We start from the raw sequence: 16,890 nt of genomic DNA, 5'->3' as shown, positions 1-16,890 counted from the left end.
AATCTTACTTTGATTGACTATAAATCTGAACTTAACCACGGCGGAAATTTTTGCCTGGCTTAATGCCCGTTAAACTTCGTTAAACATTGATAACTGTGCCTAAACTATGGGCAATTTTATCGGCAATGCCCGTTACCCAATTTTCATCCTGCTTGGTGTAACTGCGGGGAATATTGGCTCCCAAAATCATCACGCCCCGATCGCCGAGGGGCTGACAAATTAACCCCTGGGTGTTGGCTGGTAAATAATCAAACTCTACCCGACCGGGGTAAAGGGGGAGATTAACTAAATAGACTGGTTTTTGGGTCTGCATCACCCGTTCTACAATGGGCCCCGGTTTCACTTCTTTTTGTCCACTCAAAATGCCCCGCCGCAACAACACCTGGCGATCGTAATAGACCACCATGGTTTGGGTAACAGTATTGGTCAAGAGCAAATGGGAAGCCCAGGCTAACTCTGTTTGCAAGTCCTGGGGCAGACTTTCTAATAAATCAAAGCCTTCTTTGCCTTCTAGCACCACCGCTTCCGGTGATTTGGGCTGAATTCGTTGCCAAATTAGCCAGACACACACCAGCATCCCTGCTAGAATTACCCCCACCACATCGGAACGGGCCTGGGAAGGGTTTAATACGGGGGTGGAAAGGCGGTTAATCAGCAACAATATTCCCCCGAGACTGCCTGCCCCCAGAGGTAATAAACGAAGAATACGATTAGGATCTGCACTCATGACGGCAATCAACTGGCAATGGGCTAAAAATTCCTCGGTGAACCCCTAGGAATTACGGCTCTTCCCCCGGTTCCAGAATGCGTTGGAAAAGATAACCGGTGCCCCGGGCAGTGAGAATTAATTCGGGATTGCTGGGGTCTTCCTCCAGCTTGGCCCGCAGGCGGGAAATATGCACATCCACCACCCTGGTGTCCACATGGCGTTCGGGGGTATAACCCCACACTTCCTGCAAAATTTCCGAACGGGAAAAGGGTTCACCGGAGCGGCTCACCAATAGTTCCAACAGGCTAAATTCCATCCCCGTCAACCGGATGCGCTCATCCCCTTTATAGACTTGCCGCTTGTTGGTATCAATGCGAATGGTGGCAATCTGTAACACCCCCGAACTGGGAATGCCGGGCATACCGTTTTTATCCACCCGCCGCAGCACAGAACGAATTCTAGCTTCCAATTCCTTGGGGGAAAAGGGTTTGACCACATAGTCATCGGCCCCCAGTTCCAGCCCGGTAATGCGGTCCGCCACATCCCCCAGGGCCGTGAGCATAATAATGGGAATATCCGATTCCTTGCGTAATTCCTGACAAACGCCGTAGCCGTCCAGCTTGGGCATCATCACATCCAACACCACCAAATCGGGGTCGCTCTCATGGAAAGTGGCGATCGCCTCTTCACCGTCGGCCGCCGTCACCACTTCATAGCCAATCATGGATAAACGGGTTTCTAATATGCGTCGGATGCTGGCCTCGTCATCGACCACCAATATTCTTTCTTTATTGGTTTCCAAGATCCACAACCCTCCTTTGGTTAACTTGTATAACGATTAGTGAAGTTTCGTGGCAAAAAGCCATTTCCCTAAGCATATAGCCAAATTGAGGGTTTGGTATCGTTGGTATCCATGGGGATCGGACAGATCAGCCAATTTTAGCGATCAGTTCTTCCACCCGTTCTTTGACTTGCCCCCGCACTGTGCGAAAAACTTCCAACGATTGACCATCGGGGTCTTCCAGTTGCCAGTCCTCAAAAATTTCTTGGCTGACCCACTCCGGCGGCAGATTAACTCCACAGCCACAGAGGGAAATTACCACGTCGTAATCGTCAGCGTTAAAGTTTCCGATGGGATCGGAGGTCTGATCGGTGATGTCTATGCCCACTTCTTCCATCATTGCAATGGCGGTGGGATGAACTCGGGAAGATTCCAACCCACAACTGGTGACGGATATTTTGCCCGCCCCTAGGGTTTTAGCAAAGCCCTCTGCCATCTGGGAGCGACAGGAATTACGCTTACAAACGAACATGACTTTTTTCACAGTTCAGGCCTCCATTTGAATGGGGTAATTGATTAAATTAGTTGGACAGTTAGAGTGAGTCAGAGTTAGTGGCAGTGGAGAGTCGGGCCCATCAACCATTGGCGTTGGCCCGGGCTTTTCTTTCACTATGGCGATCGGTCAAATCATCCACCTTGTCCCGCAAAAGTAGGGTGAATTTGTACAGTTCTTCCATCACGTCCACCACCCGGTCCCGATAGGGGGAATCTTTCATGGTGCCGTCTTCATGGAATTCCTGATACGCCTTGGCCACGGACGACTGGTTGGGAATGGTAAACATCCGCATCCAACGACCAAGAATCCGCATGGTGTTGACGGCGTTGAAGGATTGGGAGCCGCCACTAACCTGCATAAGGGCGAGGGTTCGCCCCTGGGTGGGTCGGATGGAACCAACTTCTAGGGGAATCCAATCAAGTTGGTTTTTGAGGATGCCGGTGATGTTGCCGTGCATTTCCGGGGAAGACCAGACCTGTCCTTCGGACCATTGGCTTAGTTCCAGTAATTCTTGAACCTTGGGGTGGCTGTCCGGAACTTGGCCCCGTAGGGGTAATTCCCTCGGGTCAAAAAATTTGGTTTCGGCCCCCATGGCCGTAATGATGCGGGCGGCTTCCTCGGCTAGTAAACGGCTATAGGAACGCTCCCGGAGGGAACCATAGAGAAAGAGGATGCGGGGAGGATGGTCAAAATTTGTCATTGGGGGGATATTTGAATAATCAGTTGCAACCTAATTGGGAATTAATACAACGGGGGTCTAGCAAAGTGGCTTTTTCCGGATCCCTGGGGAACCAAAAGGCGGTTTTTTTACAGACTTCCACCAGCATTAGCATCACCGGCACTTCGATTAATACCCCCACCACGGTGGCCAAAGCAGCACCAGAATTAAGACCAAACAACATCACAGCGGTGGCGATCGCCACTTCAAAATGATTACTGGCACCAATCAGGGCGGCGGGGGCGGCATCTTCGTAACTCAGTTTGAGTTTTAATCCCAGAACGTAGGTAATTACAAAAATGAAATTGGTTTGGATAAATAAGGGTACTGCAATCAGCAAAATGTGCAGAGGATTATTAACAATTAATTCCCCCTTAAAAGCAAAGAGCAAAATTAACGTTAACAACAAAGCCACAATGGCGATCGGGCTGAGGTACTGCAAAAACTGACTCTCAAACCATTGCCGTCCTTTATGTTTCAAAATCCAGTAACGACTGTAAATACCGGCGGCGAGGGGCAAACCCACGTAGATTAACACCGATAAAACAATGGTTTGCCAAGGCACCGTCAAATTACTGGCCGATAACAGCCATTTACCCAAAGGAGCGTAGAGAAAAAGCATGGCCAGGGAATTAACTGCCACCATTACCAATGTCAAACCCTGATTGCTATAGGAAAGATAGCCCCACATCAACACCATGGCGGTACAGGGGGCAATACCAAGCAAAATGCAACCGGCAATGTAGGAATTGGCCAAGGTGACTTCCTGCCCTCGGATTATTTCTGTTGCCGTTAACAATGGGGCAAATAGATAACCCAAAAAGAATTGGGCAAAAACTACCATGGTAAAGGGCTTGATGAGCCAATTCACCACCAGGGTCAACATCACCGGCTTAGGAGCTTTAAACGCTTGCTGGGCTTGGGAAAAATCAATTTTCACCATGATGGGGTACATCATGAAAAATAGGCAGATGGCAATGGGAATGGAAACGTTGTAAATACTCCAGGAATCCAACGTTTGGGCCACCGTAGGCAATAACTTACCCAGGACAATGCCGACGAAAATACAGAGGGCAACCCAGAGGGTGAGGTATTTTTCAAATAAATTGAGCGTTCCCCCGGCCTTGATGGCTTTGGGGTTAATGCGATTGACCATGGTAACCCATCAAAAAAACTTGATGAGATGACTGTACATCAAAAAAACTTGATATGTCAACCCTGTCGATCACGGCTTCACCATTGGAGCAAAGAAGATTTTCGGCTTCTTGCTAGGCATTAACTGTGGGCACGAAACCCAATGGCCGAGTCCCGTGGTCTGCCACAATTAAATCATTGCGAAAACGACTAGAATAGGGGATACAAATGAAAGCTGTTTTCTTGCCATTGCTATGTCGTCCGTTGGAAAAGCAGCAAAATAAACTATTTTTGTGAAGGTCCTATTACTCCCATCGTTTAAACAAAACAATGCCTTCAGAAAAAATTATTAAAATCGGTCAAAATACAGTTCTAATTCTTGCTTCAATTACATTTAGCTTGGTGATAGCTGAAGTTGCTTTAAGATTAACAAATATAGGCAAATATAGTCTCTATAATCGAATTTTGTTTTTCACCAAGCCCTCCCTGGTCCAGGGGAAAAATCAAACGGTTAAATATGAGCCCAAAACCAAGATCAGAAGTATTGCCATCTATGGAGATGAAGTAGATTATGACATTGTTTATGGCACCAATAACCTAGGCTTTGTTGATAACGTAGATTATGACTTTAGTGCTGCAACAACAAAAAAAGTTGTGTTCGTTGGCGATTCTTTCACTGCGGGGGATGGGGGTGAACAGCCCTGGGTTAGTCAACTGCGGCAAGAGTTGGGGCAATCAAACACAGAGTTGTACAATTTTGGCGTAACGGGCACTGGCATCCAACATTTTCAGCTTTTACTAGAAAGTGTTAAGGACATGGCCCATTTCGATGAAATCAACATCATGGTCATTGGCAATGATTTCTTTCGTTCTTTATGGTATCCGTTCATTCAAGACCAAGCTCTCTGGTTTTGCCAGCAAGAAAATACTAAGGACTGTGTAGAAAATTATCCCCCAGTTATTTACATTGCCGACCAGAATGCCAGTCAAAAAGAATTGATTGACCGGGCTAATCAATTATATCAAGCAAAAAATAGCACAGATCAAACTAAGCTTAATTTACTGCAAAGGCTGAGACTATATAATTTGCTCTGTGACCTCTATAGCTTAGGTAAAAATCAAGCTCCACTCATCAATTTTTGTCCTCATCTTAAATTTAATCAGGCTAATAAGTATGACAAAAATGAGCTATATCAAAATGGATTAGCTACTTTAAGAAAGATTAAAAATAGCTTTCCCAACGCAGTTATTCGTGTCGTCCACATTCCTGAAAAAGGAGAAACGTTTAATAATAAGTACTCCCTGGAAATTGGGGATGATATCAAGCAAATAGGATTGGAATATGTTCCTTTGTTGGAGGTATGCAACTGGAGCAGGCAAATGTACCATAAGCACGACGCTCACTTTAACGATTTGGGCTATCAAAACCTGACCAATTGTCTTTTAGAAAATTTAGCAAAAATGTGATGGGGGCAGATTCCCGCTAAAGCTCCAATGCTGTTCAAAGCTGAAGCTAAGTCAATGGAATGCCATGGATGACCATATAACTGAGCAACCAGTTAACCGCTGTGGCTCTGCGGGTATGACGGGGGGTAAACTCGCCAATCCTATAACCAGTAAAGCCTAACTGTTCTTTGAGTAATTGTTTATTTTCTGCCGGAATGGACCGAGTCAGCTTAACTGTGGGGGGACGGTTTTCAATGAAATTGGGCGGCTCTGGATACTCCTGGGCCCAACTCGGCTCCACTGAGCTCAGATCCCATCCTTGGCGATCGCCATTGCATCGATAACCGAGATAGTAAGCTATTAGGGCGTTGACCACCTCATCACTGATTTCCTGTCGGATAATACCCCAGAGCGTAGCTTTATTCAGGGGGGGAAGACTGTTTTCTGTAATTTCAGCCATAGTGCGGCAAAAAGCTGAGAATTCCGACCTAGGACTCGGTTGCGTTGCTCGGCAACACACAGCAGTTAACATCATTGAGACAAACCTTGCCCCATTGCAGGGCCCAGCGCACCAACTCTACTCGATTTTCTGTATTGGTTTTGGTCAGAATATTACTGACGTGATTATCCACCGTTCTTTTACTGATCTCCAAACGCTCTGACACTTCCTGGTTGGTCAGGCCGATCGCCACTAGATCTAAAATTTCCAGTTCACGATCCGATAGGGACGCAGGGGGTTGATAGTTCCCAGCCAGCATGGGTGATTATCCTCAGGTATATTTACTCAGTTGGTAGACTACATTCTATGGTAATCCCTCCGTCAAGCCTAGCTTTAGCCGAAAATCACCGCTCCGGTAAAAATATTAACTTTCGGATTGTTCCGTGCGGGTGAACAGATTTGGATTGAATTTTGGTAAACAAACAAATAAAAAAGAAGACCCCAGGGGCCTTCCCAGCGTAGAAGCTGTCAAAAGTGGATCAAAAATCGGAATAAGGGCGGGGCTAGCCACTGGATCTAGTTGATCTAGTAGGCTAAACCCATACTGCGGGTGGTTTCGGCACCCAAATAGACTCGGATACTTAAAAAATCCGTGGGACAGGCGGTTTCACAACGTTTGCAACCAACGCAATCCTCGGTTCTAGGGGAAGAGGCGATCTGAGCAGCTTTACAGCCATCCCAGGGCACCATTTCTAGAACATCGAGGGGGCAAGCCCGGACGCATTGGGTACAGCCAATACAGGTATCGTAAATTTTTACACTATGGGACATTGACTATCGGCTCCTTAACCGAGGGTTCTCCGTAAAGTCGAAAAAAATAATATTGTCAGGATTATGGGCTAGTTTACCCCAGACCTGAATTTCCTTTCGGAAAAAACGCCATAACTTTAAATTCTGTTACATCTTTGGAGTAACTTTGACCCTATAACCAGGGAAAACCGCTCCAACAGGGCTCAAACCAAAAGTAAATCGAATCTAAACCATAGAAAAAAACCTGGGTGTGAACAAAAGTCAGACCGGCGGCGATCGCCATTTGCCTGCCCGTAACTTAGAAGTAACTTAGAAAAAGTTAGGAAAAATTAATCTTTTCTGCGGGCCCGGCCGGAAAAATCCCTGCTAGATTATTGTCTGTAAAGACTATCTGGGTAGTATGAGCACTTTTCCCTGGCTGACCACAATTATCCTTTTGCCGATTGTGGCGGCCCTATTCATTCCCATCATCCCCGACAAGGACGGTAAAACCGTTAGATGGTATTCCCTAGCGGTGGGGCTGGTTGATTTCGCCCTAATCGTTTATGCCTTCTACAGCGGTTTTGACCTAAGCGAACCGGGACTGCAATTGGTGGAAAGCTACACCTGGCTACCCCAGATTGATCTCAAGTGGTCAGTGGGGGCCGATGGCCTATCCATGCCGTTGATTATCCTCACGGGTTTTATCACCACCCTAGCCACCATGGCCGCCTGGCCGGTGACCCTGAAGCCAAAGCTGTTCTATTTCCTGATGTTGCTCATGTACGGTGGGCAAATTGCCGTGTTTGCGGTCCAGGACATTTTGCTCTTTTTCCTAGTCTGGGAATTGGAGTTGGTGCCGGTTTACCTAATTCTTTCCATTTGGGGCGGCAAAAAACGCCTCTACGCCGCAACGAAGTTTATTCTCTACACTGCGGGGGGGTCTTTATTTATTCTGTTAGCAGGACTGACCCTAGCTTTCTACGGCGATGTCAATACCTTTGATATGTCGGCGATCGCCGCTAAAGACATTCCCGTCAACCTGCAATTGTTGCTATACGCTGGTTTTTTAATTGCCTACGGCGTTAAGTTGCCCATCTTTCCCCTCCATACTTGGTTGCCCGATGCCCACGGGGAAGCCACTGCGCCGGCCCACATGTTGCTGGCGGGAATTCTGTTGAAAATGGGAGGTTACGCTCTGCTGCGGATGAATGTGGGCATGTTGCCCGATGCCCATGCGGTGTTTGCTCCGGTATTGGTGATTCTGGGGGTGGTGAATATCATCTATGCCGCCTTTACCTCCTTTGCCCAACGAAATCTGAAACGAAAAATTGCCTATTCTTCTATTTCCCACATGGGTTTTGTCCTGATTGGTTTGGCTTCCTTCACGGACCTGGGCATGAGTGGGGCCATGCTGCAAATGATTTCCCACGGTTTGATCGGGGCCAGTTTGTTCTTCATGGTGGGAGCCACCTATGACCGGACCCACACGTTGATGTTGGACGAAATGGGAGGCATTGGGCAAAAAATGAAAAAGGGTTTTGCCATGTGGACAGCCTGTTCCCTTGCTTCCCTAGCCCTACCAGGTATGAGTGGATTTGTAGCGGAATTAATGATATTTGTGGGTTTTGCCACCAGCGATGCCTATAACTTAGTCTTTCGCACCATTGTGGTCATTCTCATGGGAGTTGGGGTAATTTTGACCCCCATTTATCTGCTCTCCATGCTCCGGGAAATGCTCTACGGCCCCGAGAATGAAGAGTTAGTCAGCCATACCAATCTGGTGGATGTGGAGCCTCGGGAAGTTTTCATTATTGGTTGTCTGCTCGTGCCCATTATTGGCATTGGTTTCTATCCCAAGCTGATTACCCAGATTTATGACCCCACCATCGATCAACTAGTACAAACCGCCCGGCGATCGGTGCCCAGTTTGGCCCAACAAGCCGGTATTTCCCCCCTAGAAGTGACCGCTTTACGAGCTCCCACCATTGGTTTTTAGGTCGACCAGGAAAAAGGGTAGTTAAACACAGTTAACTCACTTAATTGTTGGTATTTATCTACCCTCTTCTAATTGAATTTGTCTCCCATTGGGGCTAATTAAGATTTTATTAAGATAACTCGTCGTAAAAATAAATACTGTTATCTTTGAAAAGTCATTAACCATCAACCTATATCCAATGACTTTGGACAAGCTTAGATCAGCCTTTTTGCTAAGTACTTTTGCTTTGGCTGCTTTGGCAAGCTTGGGCACTCCCGTCTTTGCCCGGGGTATTTCTACCCTCAAAGCAGCGGATCCCAATACTCGTATTAATGTAAGAACTCAGCCCACTATCAAGTCCAGTGCTCCCCAGTATGGGCTACCCGGTGACAAAGTTGAGGTGATCAAATGTGTTCAGGATAAGGACACTAAAAATAGTGATTTGAATTGGTGTGAAGTTAAATTCGTTAAATCGAAAGCTGTCGGTTGGATACGCAGTGACTTTATTATTTTTGCCGACGGGGGCGAATAGCGTCACCGAAAATATACCTTAAACATTTTCCATAATTCACAAAGTTCTATGTTGTAAAACAACAATGAAAAAATTTTCTAAAACTTTTATTTCTAAAACTTTTTCTGTACTTATCCTATCCGTATCAGGGGCGATCGCCTGGGGTCTACCAGGTTTTGCCGCTATTCCCCTATTTAATGCCACTTGCCCCGGAAAAATTGAGGTTCATGCTGATCAGGGCGGACCTATTTTTATCAATGGTAAAAAAGCTCAATTAATCGTTAAAAACCCTAAATACTATGAGGCTAAATTAGCCCAAGGTGCTAATTCTGACGTTGTAATTTCGGTGGCTATCAATGAGGATGATACGGTAATTGTTAGTTATACAGGTAAAAGAGGTGCCAATGGTATTTGCACTGTCAAAGAAGACTAGAATCCATTAATTGTATGGAAAAATTTTAAAACTCGACTGTTTCCAGCTTAGTACAGTTAGGTTTTGCCAGTCTCGGCAATACGTACCTTCGAACTATATTGAGAATTCTCATATGCAAAGAAAATATAACTGACTGTCAAGAGCATTGCCTACTCTTATTTTTCTTATCTATGGCGCTTTTGCGTTTGCACTCATTCAATCAAGTTTGTGTTAAGCTGGGCGGAGATTAGTTAAGCGTTTTCAGCAAGTTTTCCAAATTTTTTGGACCCCTTCACAACAAACCTAAACCTATGAAAAACTTCCCCGCAATGGTTGGTGGTAGCTTGATAGTTAGTTCTTTTGCTCTTTTTGGTGGGGCTATGCCAGGTATTGCCCAGGAAGTGGAATGTGAAGCCTATGAAGAAGATGGCATGGGGGTTGCGGTTTGCGTTGATGATGATGGTAATACCGCCGTCAGTGTTACGGATGAAGAAGGCAATCAAGTAACCATTGTGGAAGATGAGGAAGGCAACGAATATACGGAAATTATCGAAGTGGAGCAGTAGGGTTGCAAAGCTTTTTATAAGAATAAGAGCGACTGATTCTCCCTTTGTTTAAAAGCCCGTTGGCCAAACTTTACTTTTTCCCTTGAGTTAACCCCAGTAAAGCTCAGGTAATGCTGGGGTGTCTTCTTTGCTTTATCTAAAACCATTGGGAAAAAGGACTAGAAAATTGCTTTAGGGAGAGTAAATGAAAATTGTTTTGTTGTTTAGCTAGCTCTCTGTCGGTTGTTGTGTTGTAACCCCAATCTGCTAGAAATAAACTGGTTTGTTCTAGGGAAGGTTGTTTAGCAACAGTCTTTAGGGTGGCTAGCATATCCTCCACAAACCAAAGTTGATCGCCAGCGCATTGATGTTTAACTAATAACTGTTCCAGGGTTTTAAATTTGGGTTGCTTAATTTCCTTGCCAATAATTTGTCCTAGGGGAAAATCTACTGTCTGATTTTGGAGTAAATGTTGCACAAACCGGCCTTCCTTGGTGGTGACAATGTAGAGCGATTGGGGACAAGAAGAGTGTAGCCACTGATTTAATTGCTCAATTACGCCCGGATAAAAACTGTGCAGTCCTAGCCAATATTCCAAATCATTATTAATGTAATTGTCTCGCACTTTATCCAACGCTGGAGCTAGTTGGGCTTTGCTAATTTGTTCTTGGTTCTGTAAAGTCTGAGCAATATTCGGCCAGTCTGCTATGATCGCCCCTGGATCTACATTTGTGGCCAAGGCTTTGAGTAATAGGGGCATTTCCCAACCTGTTTCAATCACCGGTCTGAGGCGATAAAAATTTTCCCTTTGGCAATCTAGTTTTTCCCCCGGTAAATCCGGCCAAATTTGCCGACAAACTTGACGACTACTCTGGAAATATTCCTGCAAGCCGTTACAGATAACACCGTCAAAATCTAGGATTAGCAAACGGGGTAGTTTTTCCATAGATTTAAGAGAAAGAGAATAGTTTTATCTCCGCAAGGTAAGGGTATTTTTCAGCAATTAGGCGATCGCTATTATTCGAATCAGAATGGGTTGGTCGGTATTGTAATGAACGTTTCCCCGCAATGGATTTTTGATTAACTTTTAATGACATGATCCCGGACAATTTTGCCATCCTGAAAGGAAATAATTCGTTCACTGTGACTAGCCACATCTGCTTCGTGGGTTACTACCACAATGGTAATGCCGCTACTATGTAACTGCTCAAAAATGGCCAATACTTCCTCGGTGGTGTGGGAATCTAAAGCCCCGGTGGGTTCGTCCGCCAATAGTAGCAATGGTTCGTTGACAATGGCCCTGGCGATCGCCACCCGTTGTTGTTGCCCCCCGGATAGTTGATTGGGGCGGTTATGTAACCTTTGGCTTAAACCCACTCTTACCAAAGCGGCGATGGCTTTTTCTTTTCTCATTTCCGGCGGTATGCCTGCATAAATCATCGGCAACATGACATTTTCCAAGGCTGTCATTTGGGGCAACAGATAGAACTGCTGAAAAACAAAGCCGATTTTGCGGTTACGAATTTTGGCCAACTGATCAGCACTCAAACCCGATACGTCTTCCCCGTCGAGGAAATAATGGCCTAGGCTGGGACGGTCCAAGCAGCCAATGATATTCATCATGGTAGATTTTCCCGAACCGGAGGCCCCCATAATGGCGCAATAACTCCCCCGTTTGATTGCCAAACTGACATTGGCCAAAGCTTTGACTTCCGTTTCCCCCTCCCCATAAATTTTCGCTACTTCCTCTAGACGCAGTAGCACATCGGTCTGGGAAGAATCCTGGCGATCGCCGTTGGCGGTTGGGGAAAGGGTCATTAATGGGTTGGGATTGAGCATGTAGATTATCTAAAGCAAACAGAAATTACCAGGTATCTCGGTTGTGTTTATCATCATAGCGGCTGTGATGTTCTAGAATTTTGGGAGGGGAGAGATAATGGCAGGAACAATCGATTATTACTGATTAATAGTAATTAATAAAGAATAGTTGTTAGCCCTAGGTAATTGTCCTCCACCCGCCACTGTAAATTTTAATTTTTGCTGGGAGCAAACTCCATGCGCTTCACTTGGCTACTAATACTCAGTTTTTTTTTCTTTCCTGTCCTGCCCACGGGGAAGAACAAGTAGAAATTATTGATAGTGTCACTGGGGAATTAGAATCGGGGGACTTGAGCTCGGACAATGGCGTAATTTTTGACCTCTATCCCCTAGAATTAACGGCGGATCAGCCCGTGTTAATTTATCTAGAAAGCCAAGATTTTGATCCCTATTTGATCTTGATGGATGCAGAAGGTAATAAACTGGACGAAAATGACGATTTATACGACACCGATGCAAGTATTTTAATTAATCAAATAGACCCCCAGGGCTATGGGGTGATAGTTACCAGTAACAAACCAGGGGTAACGGGGGAATATAAACTGCAAATTATTCTACCTAATGCTAGTCAATTAATTGAAATTCAGGGGCATCAATCCCTGATCCAAGCTGAAGCAACAATGAAGGAAGGTTCAAAAGAATCTTTGCTCCAGGCCATTGAATTATTTAAACAGGGTTTAGCTTTTTATGGGCAAATAAATATTATTAATCGGGAAACGATATTTGCCCTCAATCGTTTAGGTACAATCTATTCTAACTTTGGTGAAAATTCCCAAGCTTTAGCTTATTATGAACAGGCTGTCCCCCTTGCCCAACAGTTGCAAGACAATGCCTTGGAAGGGGCTACCTTCAATAATATTGGCAGTATTTACAATGCTTTAGGGGATAGACAAACTGCCATTAATTATTACCAACGGGCTCTGGCTTTAGTCCGTAAAGCTGGCGACAAAACCGAGGAAATGACCACCATTAATAATTTGGGTGTGGCCTACGATAACTTGGGAGAAAGTGAAAAAGCTTTGCAATATTACGCCGAAGCTCTTGCCCTAGGAAAAAGCTTAAATGATATGGAGATGATGGGCACTAGCCTTAGTAATATTGGCTTGGCTTATAACAATTTGGGAGAAAGGGACAAAGCATTGGAATATTACCAAGAGGCCCTAATCCTATCCCGTTCTGTGGGCGATCGCCAGGGGGAAGCGGTACGATTAAATAACATTGCGTTGATATACGATGGTTTTGGGGAAAAGGATAAGGCTTTGGAGTATTACATTCAATCTTTAATCATTGCAGAAGCAGTGGGGGATCAATCTCTCCAGGGGTCTGTCATCAGTAATGTTGCTTTGGTCCTAGACGGACTGGGACAAAAAGCCCAGGCCCTAGAATATTATCAACAGGCCTTAGCCCTAGCCCGATTGGTGGGGGATCGTTCCGGGGAGGGAATAAGGTTAAATAACATTGCCCTACTTTACGACAGCATTGGCGAAAAAGATCAAGCCTTAGACTACTATAAACAAGCCCTCAAATTAACTAGGGAAACCGGCGATCGCCTGGTGGAGGGAGCAATTTTAAGCAACATTGGCTATGTTTACGACGGCTTGGGACAAATGGATCAAGCAATGGATTATTATCAGCAAGCTTTGGTACTCCGACGGGAGATCAAAGACCGGGATGGAGAAGGTTTAACTTTAAATAATATTGGCACCATCTACTATGCTCGCCAGGATTATACCCAGGCGTTGAATTACTATGAACAAGCCCTTGCCCTCAGTCGAGCGGTTAAAAATGTGGGGTTAGAAGCAACCATTCTCAGCAATATTGGTTATGTGGAATTTGACCAAAGAAAATATGATAAATCCACTTTATTTTTAACCCAAGCTATCGATTTATTCGAATCAATCAACAGCGAAGATTTGAGTGACGAATTGAAAGTTTCCTACTTCGATACCTATCTGTACAATTACTTTCGTCTGCAGGAAAGTTTAATTGCCCAAAATCAGCCCGCCTTAGCTTTGGAAATTGCCGAACGGGGCCGGGCCAGAGCCTTAGTGGAATTACTCAATAAACGTTTTGCCCAGGACGCTAATTTTATCCCCAGCGAAAAACCCACCATTGCTGCCCTGAAGAAAATTGCTGGCGATCGCCAGAGCACCCTAGTCACCTACGCCCTTATTCCAACCCAGGATTTATCGGCTCCCCTAAAGCTGTACGTCTATGTCATTTCCCCCAGCGGCACCATGGAATTCCGGCAAATGGATTTTAACCAGGACCTCAAAGACGTGGATTTTGTTGAACTACTCCAAACCACCAGACAGTCTGTCACCCGGCGATCGCCCTCCGATATCATTGCCCGCCGCACCGCCCAGGAAGTCAGTGCTTCTCTACAACAGCTCCATCAAATTTTGATCGATCCCATTGCTGACCTGTTGCCCAAAAATGCCAATGCCCCAGTTATTTTTATTCCCCAAGGAGCGCTGTTTGGGATTCCCTTCCCCGCTCTCCAAGACAGTGATGGTCAATATTTAATTGACAAACACACCATCCTCACAGCCCCCTCCATACAAGTGTTGGCCCAGACAGCCCAACAAAAGCAACGCCTCCAGCAAAGGGCCTCTAATCTTAGCCCAGCGTTGGTGGTGGGCAATCCCTACCCCTATCCCGACAACCTTGATAACCTGGAAAACGCGGCCAATGAAGCCAAACAAATCGGTCAATTGTTGGGGGTGCAACCCCTCATTGGTAAGCAGGCGAGGGAGGAGACAGTATTAGCCCAAATGCCCCAAGCGGAGGTTCTGCATTTTGCCACCCATGCCAGCTTTGACGAGCAAAATGGTCTGGAAAGCGCCATCTACCTCACAGCGGAAGCAGGACAAAACAACAACGACCTATTGAATACCCCGGGGCGGATCACAGCGGCGGAAATTTTTCACCATTTTGAAACGAATCCTCTCCATGCCAACATTGCCATTCTTAGTGCCTGCGACACGGGGCAAGGGGAAATTACCGGGGATGGGGTAATCGGCCTTTCCCGTTCCCTCATTGCGGCGGGGGTACCCAGTATTTTGGTTAGCCTCTGGAGCGTGGACGATGCTTCCACCGAAAAGCTCATGACCCAGTTTTACCAGGAATGGCAACAGCAGGGATTGGGCAAAGCCGCCGCCCTACGTCAGGCCATGCTCAAACTCAAGCAGGAATATCCTGAACCCTATTATTGGGGGGCTTTTACCCTCATTGGCGAAGCGGATTGACGTCCAATAAATCCAATTAATCCCAAATTCACCATCCACCGGCGATCGCCCTGGTAGTATGGCAAGTGGAGCTTTGTGCCTAATTTTTCAACTTAAATTTTTAATTTTTCGATCCATCCCGTTAGCATATGCTGCAACTGACCCCCAGTGCCGCCCAGGAAATTAAACGTTTACAACAAAGTCGGCAACTGACCCACCACCATTTCCGTTTGGCCGTCAAACCTGGAGGCTGCGCTGGTTGGTTATACCATCTGGACTTTGTGGCGGAAATAACCGTCGATGATTTGGAGTATGAAAGTGGCGGGGTGACAGTGCTGGTAGATAGCCAGAGTGCGGGCTACCTCCACAACCTTAAATTGGACTATGCCGAGGACCTCATGGGGGGAGGGTTTCGCTTCACCAATCCCAATGCGGCCCAAGTGTGTAGTTGCAGTTTATCCTTTGCCCCTAGCTTGGAAGGGAGTCTGTAGGTTGGCAAATGGTCACCTTTTTTTTGATATCTACGGCAATCTCTTGTCTAATTTGGTGCTTTCTTTTGGTGGGTTGGGGGAATTTCTGGCGTTGCGATCAGATCCTAGATTTGAATAATTCATTGTCCTTAAATGATTACCCCCCAGTGACCGCTATTGTCCCAGCCCGGGATGAAGCAACGGTGTTGGGGAAAAGTCTACCCACTCTATTGCAACAGCATTACCCAGGGGGATTAAGGATTATTTTGGTAGACGACCAAAGCGATGATGGCACTGCCGCTGTGGCCCAAAGTATAGCGACTGATCTGGGCCAAGGCGATCGCCTAGAGGTGGTGGTAGGGCAACCGTTACCTTCTGGGTGGTCAGGTAAATTATGGGCGGTGGAACAGGGTTGGCAAACAGTACAATCTAATAATTTCAGCTCAGATTCCCGGCCGGATTACATTTTTCTCACCGATGCGGACATTGCCCACGGCCCCCAAACAATCAAAATCTTGGTGGAAAAAGCCCACCGGGAAAAATTGGCCCTGGTATCCCTCATGGTGATGTTGCGCTGTCAGAGTGTATGGGAAAAATTACTTATTCCAGCCTTCATTTTCTTTTTCCAAAAACTCTATCCCTTCCCTTTAGTCAACAATGCCCAAAGTAAAACAGCGGCGGCGGCTGGGGGTTGTATCCTCATTCAACGATCAGCCTTGCAAACCATTGGTGGCATTTCAGCCCTTAAAGAAGCTTTAATTGACGACTGCACCCTAGCTCAAAAGGTAAAAGCTGCAGAACTACCCATTTGGCTAGGTTTAACCCGGGAAAATTGGAGTCTGCGCCCCTACGATCGCCTGGAGACCATTTGGCAGATGGTCAGTCGTACTGCCTACACCCAGCTTTCTTACAATCCCCTATTGTTAATTGGCACCCTATTGGGCATGGCCTTGGTCTATCTCACTGCCCCCGTTGCCCTAATATTGGCGATCATTGGGGGGAATCCAACCCTAGCTTTCTTGGCCGGCTTCACCTGGATTTTAATGGCGATCGCCTATGGCCCAACACTAAAACTTTACGGCAGATCTCAGTGGTGGGGATTGGCCCTGCCATTCATTGCTCTGTTGTATAGCCTCATGACCTTGGATTCCGCTTGGCAACATTGGCGGGGTCGGGGCGGCGGTTGGAAAGGACGGGTTTATGTGCCCCCCACAGGAAATTAATGGTTGAAAATTTGGTAGCCTAGCAAAGCCGGGGATTGTCAATCCTGTGAGTATCTCCCCTAATGTTGTCTCGT

At 46.2% G+C, this 16,890-nt stretch carries 18 protein-coding genes; 8 read left to right on the top strand and 10 right to left on the bottom strand.

Annotation, left to right across the window (positions count from 1 at the left end):
- Positions 1 to 79: 79 nt before the first annotated feature.
- The 5 genes from D082_RS01015 to acr3 all read right to left on the bottom strand — a co-directional run bounded on the left by D082_RS01015 (position 80) and on the right by acr3 (position 3,920).
- Entirely contained in the window at positions 80 to 727 is a 648-nt protein-coding gene (locus D082_RS01015) for a cofactor assembly of complex C subunit B (RefSeq protein WP_028946792.1), read from the bottom strand.
- A gap of 52 nt (positions 728 to 779) precedes the next feature.
- Positions 780 to 1,511 carry a response regulator transcription factor RpaB gene (gene rpaB / locus D082_RS01010; RefSeq protein ID WP_010873029.1) on the bottom strand — a complete coding sequence of 244 codons (732 nt, stop codon included), beginning with the start codon at positions 1,509 to 1,511 and terminating at the stop codon, positions 780 to 782.
- Between the two features lie 127 nt (positions 1,512 to 1,638).
- On the bottom strand, positions 1,639 to 2,034 hold the full coding sequence (gene arsC, locus D082_RS01005; RefSeq protein ID WP_028946793.1) for an arsenate reductase, glutathione/glutaredoxin type: 396 nt from the start codon (positions 2,032 to 2,034) through the stop codon (positions 1,639 to 1,641).
- A 91-nt stretch (positions 2,035 to 2,125) separates the two neighbouring features.
- Complete coding sequence (gene arsH / locus D082_RS01000; RefSeq protein WP_255356943.1) at positions 2,126 to 2,755, bottom strand: arsenical resistance protein ArsH; 630 nt, start codon at positions 2,753 to 2,755, stop codon at positions 2,126 to 2,128.
- Positions 2,756 to 2,765: 10 nt separating this feature from the next.
- On the bottom strand, positions 2,766 to 3,920 hold the full coding sequence (gene acr3, locus D082_RS00995) for an arsenite efflux transporter Acr3 (RefSeq protein WP_028946795.1): 1,155 nt from the start codon (positions 3,918 to 3,920) through the stop codon (positions 2,766 to 2,768).
- A gap of 443 nt (positions 3,921 to 4,363) precedes the next feature.
- Here acr3 and D082_RS00990 point away from each other — a divergent pair, with 443 nt between their 5' ends.
- Positions 4,364 to 5,365 carry an SGNH/GDSL hydrolase family protein gene (locus tag D082_RS00990; RefSeq protein WP_238546780.1) on the top strand — a complete coding sequence of 334 codons (1,002 nt, stop codon included), beginning with the start codon at positions 4,364 to 4,366 and terminating at the stop codon, positions 5,363 to 5,365.
- A 46-nt stretch (positions 5,366 to 5,411) separates the two neighbouring features.
- Here D082_RS00990 and D082_RS00985 read toward each other — a convergent pair whose 3' ends face one another.
- From D082_RS00985 to psaC, 3 genes are all read right to left on the bottom strand, one after another.
- Positions 5,412 to 5,804, bottom strand: coding sequence for a DUF1823 family protein (locus tag D082_RS00985; protein ID WP_028946797.1), 393 nt, complete (start codon positions 5,802 to 5,804; stop codon positions 5,412 to 5,414).
- A gap of 28 nt (positions 5,805 to 5,832) precedes the next feature.
- Positions 5,833 to 6,102 (bottom strand): helix-turn-helix transcriptional regulator, encoded by a 270-nt coding sequence (locus tag D082_RS00980; protein ID WP_028946798.1) that lies wholly within the window; start codon positions 6,100 to 6,102, stop codon positions 5,833 to 5,835.
- Between the two features lie 266 nt (positions 6,103 to 6,368).
- Positions 6,369 to 6,614 carry a photosystem I iron-sulfur center protein PsaC gene (gene psaC, locus D082_RS00975; protein WP_002764973.1) on the bottom strand — a complete coding sequence of 82 codons (246 nt, stop codon included), beginning with the start codon at positions 6,612 to 6,614 and terminating at the stop codon, positions 6,369 to 6,371.
- 379 nt (positions 6,615 to 6,993) lie between these two features.
- Between psaC and D082_RS00970 the strand changes: the two genes are divergently transcribed.
- From D082_RS00970 to D082_RS00955, 4 genes are all read left to right on the top strand, one after another.
- Positions 6,994 to 8,571, top strand: a complete 1,578-nt coding sequence (locus tag D082_RS00970; protein ID WP_028946799.1) for an NAD(P)H-quinone oxidoreductase subunit 4 — start codon at positions 6,994 to 6,996, stop codon at positions 8,569 to 8,571.
- Between the two features lie 226 nt (positions 8,572 to 8,797).
- Entirely contained in the window at positions 8,798 to 9,082 is a 285-nt protein-coding gene (locus D082_RS00965) for an SH3 domain-containing protein (RefSeq protein ID WP_238546779.1), read from the top strand.
- A 64-nt stretch (positions 9,083 to 9,146) separates the two neighbouring features.
- Positions 9,147 to 9,494, top strand: coding sequence for a hypothetical protein (locus tag D082_RS00960; protein WP_038529841.1), 348 nt, complete (start codon positions 9,147 to 9,149; stop codon positions 9,492 to 9,494).
- A 290-nt stretch (positions 9,495 to 9,784) separates the two neighbouring features.
- Complete coding sequence (locus tag D082_RS00955) at positions 9,785 to 10,039, top strand: hypothetical protein (RefSeq protein WP_028946802.1); 255 nt, start codon at positions 9,785 to 9,787, stop codon at positions 10,037 to 10,039.
- Positions 10,040 to 10,175: 136 nt separating this feature from the next.
- Here D082_RS00955 and D082_RS00950 read toward each other — a convergent pair whose 3' ends face one another.
- Both D082_RS00950 and D082_RS00945 read right to left on the bottom strand, forming a co-directional pair.
- Entirely contained in the window at positions 10,176 to 10,964 is a 789-nt protein-coding gene (locus tag D082_RS00950) for an HAD family hydrolase (protein ID WP_028946803.1), read from the bottom strand.
- A 134-nt stretch (positions 10,965 to 11,098) separates the two neighbouring features.
- Entirely contained in the window at positions 11,099 to 11,836 is a 738-nt protein-coding gene (locus tag D082_RS00945) for an ABC transporter ATP-binding protein (protein ID WP_028946804.1), read from the bottom strand.
- Positions 11,837 to 12,084: 248 nt separating this feature from the next.
- Between D082_RS00945 and D082_RS00940 the strand changes: the two genes are divergently transcribed.
- From D082_RS00940 to D082_RS00930, 3 genes are all read left to right on the top strand, one after another.
- Positions 12,085 to 15,144: a CHAT domain-containing protein gene (locus tag D082_RS00940; protein WP_238546778.1), complete on the top strand. Its 3,060-nt coding sequence runs from the start codon at positions 12,085 to 12,087 to the stop codon at positions 15,142 to 15,144.
- 128 nt (positions 15,145 to 15,272) lie between these two features.
- The gene (locus D082_RS00935; protein ID WP_028946806.1) at positions 15,273 to 15,614 is read left to right on the top strand and encodes an iron-sulfur cluster assembly accessory protein; all 342 of its coding nucleotides are present in this window, start codon (positions 15,273 to 15,275) and stop codon (positions 15,612 to 15,614) included.
- A gap of 8 nt (positions 15,615 to 15,622) precedes the next feature.
- Positions 15,623 to 16,816 carry a glycosyltransferase gene (locus D082_RS00930; protein WP_028946807.1) on the top strand — a complete coding sequence of 398 codons (1,194 nt, stop codon included), beginning with the start codon at positions 15,623 to 15,625 and terminating at the stop codon, positions 16,814 to 16,816.
- The last annotated feature ends 74 nt before the right edge of the window (positions 16,817 to 16,890 follow it).

Origin of the sequence: Synechocystis sp. PCC 6714 (genome assembly GCF_000478825.2) — a bacterium.
In the GTDB taxonomy this organism is placed as follows: Bacteria; Cyanobacteriota; Cyanobacteriia; order Cyanobacteriales; family Microcystaceae; genus Synechocystis.
Note: the sequence above shows the minus strand (reverse complement) of the source record. Positions and strands in the feature narration are given on the sequence as shown.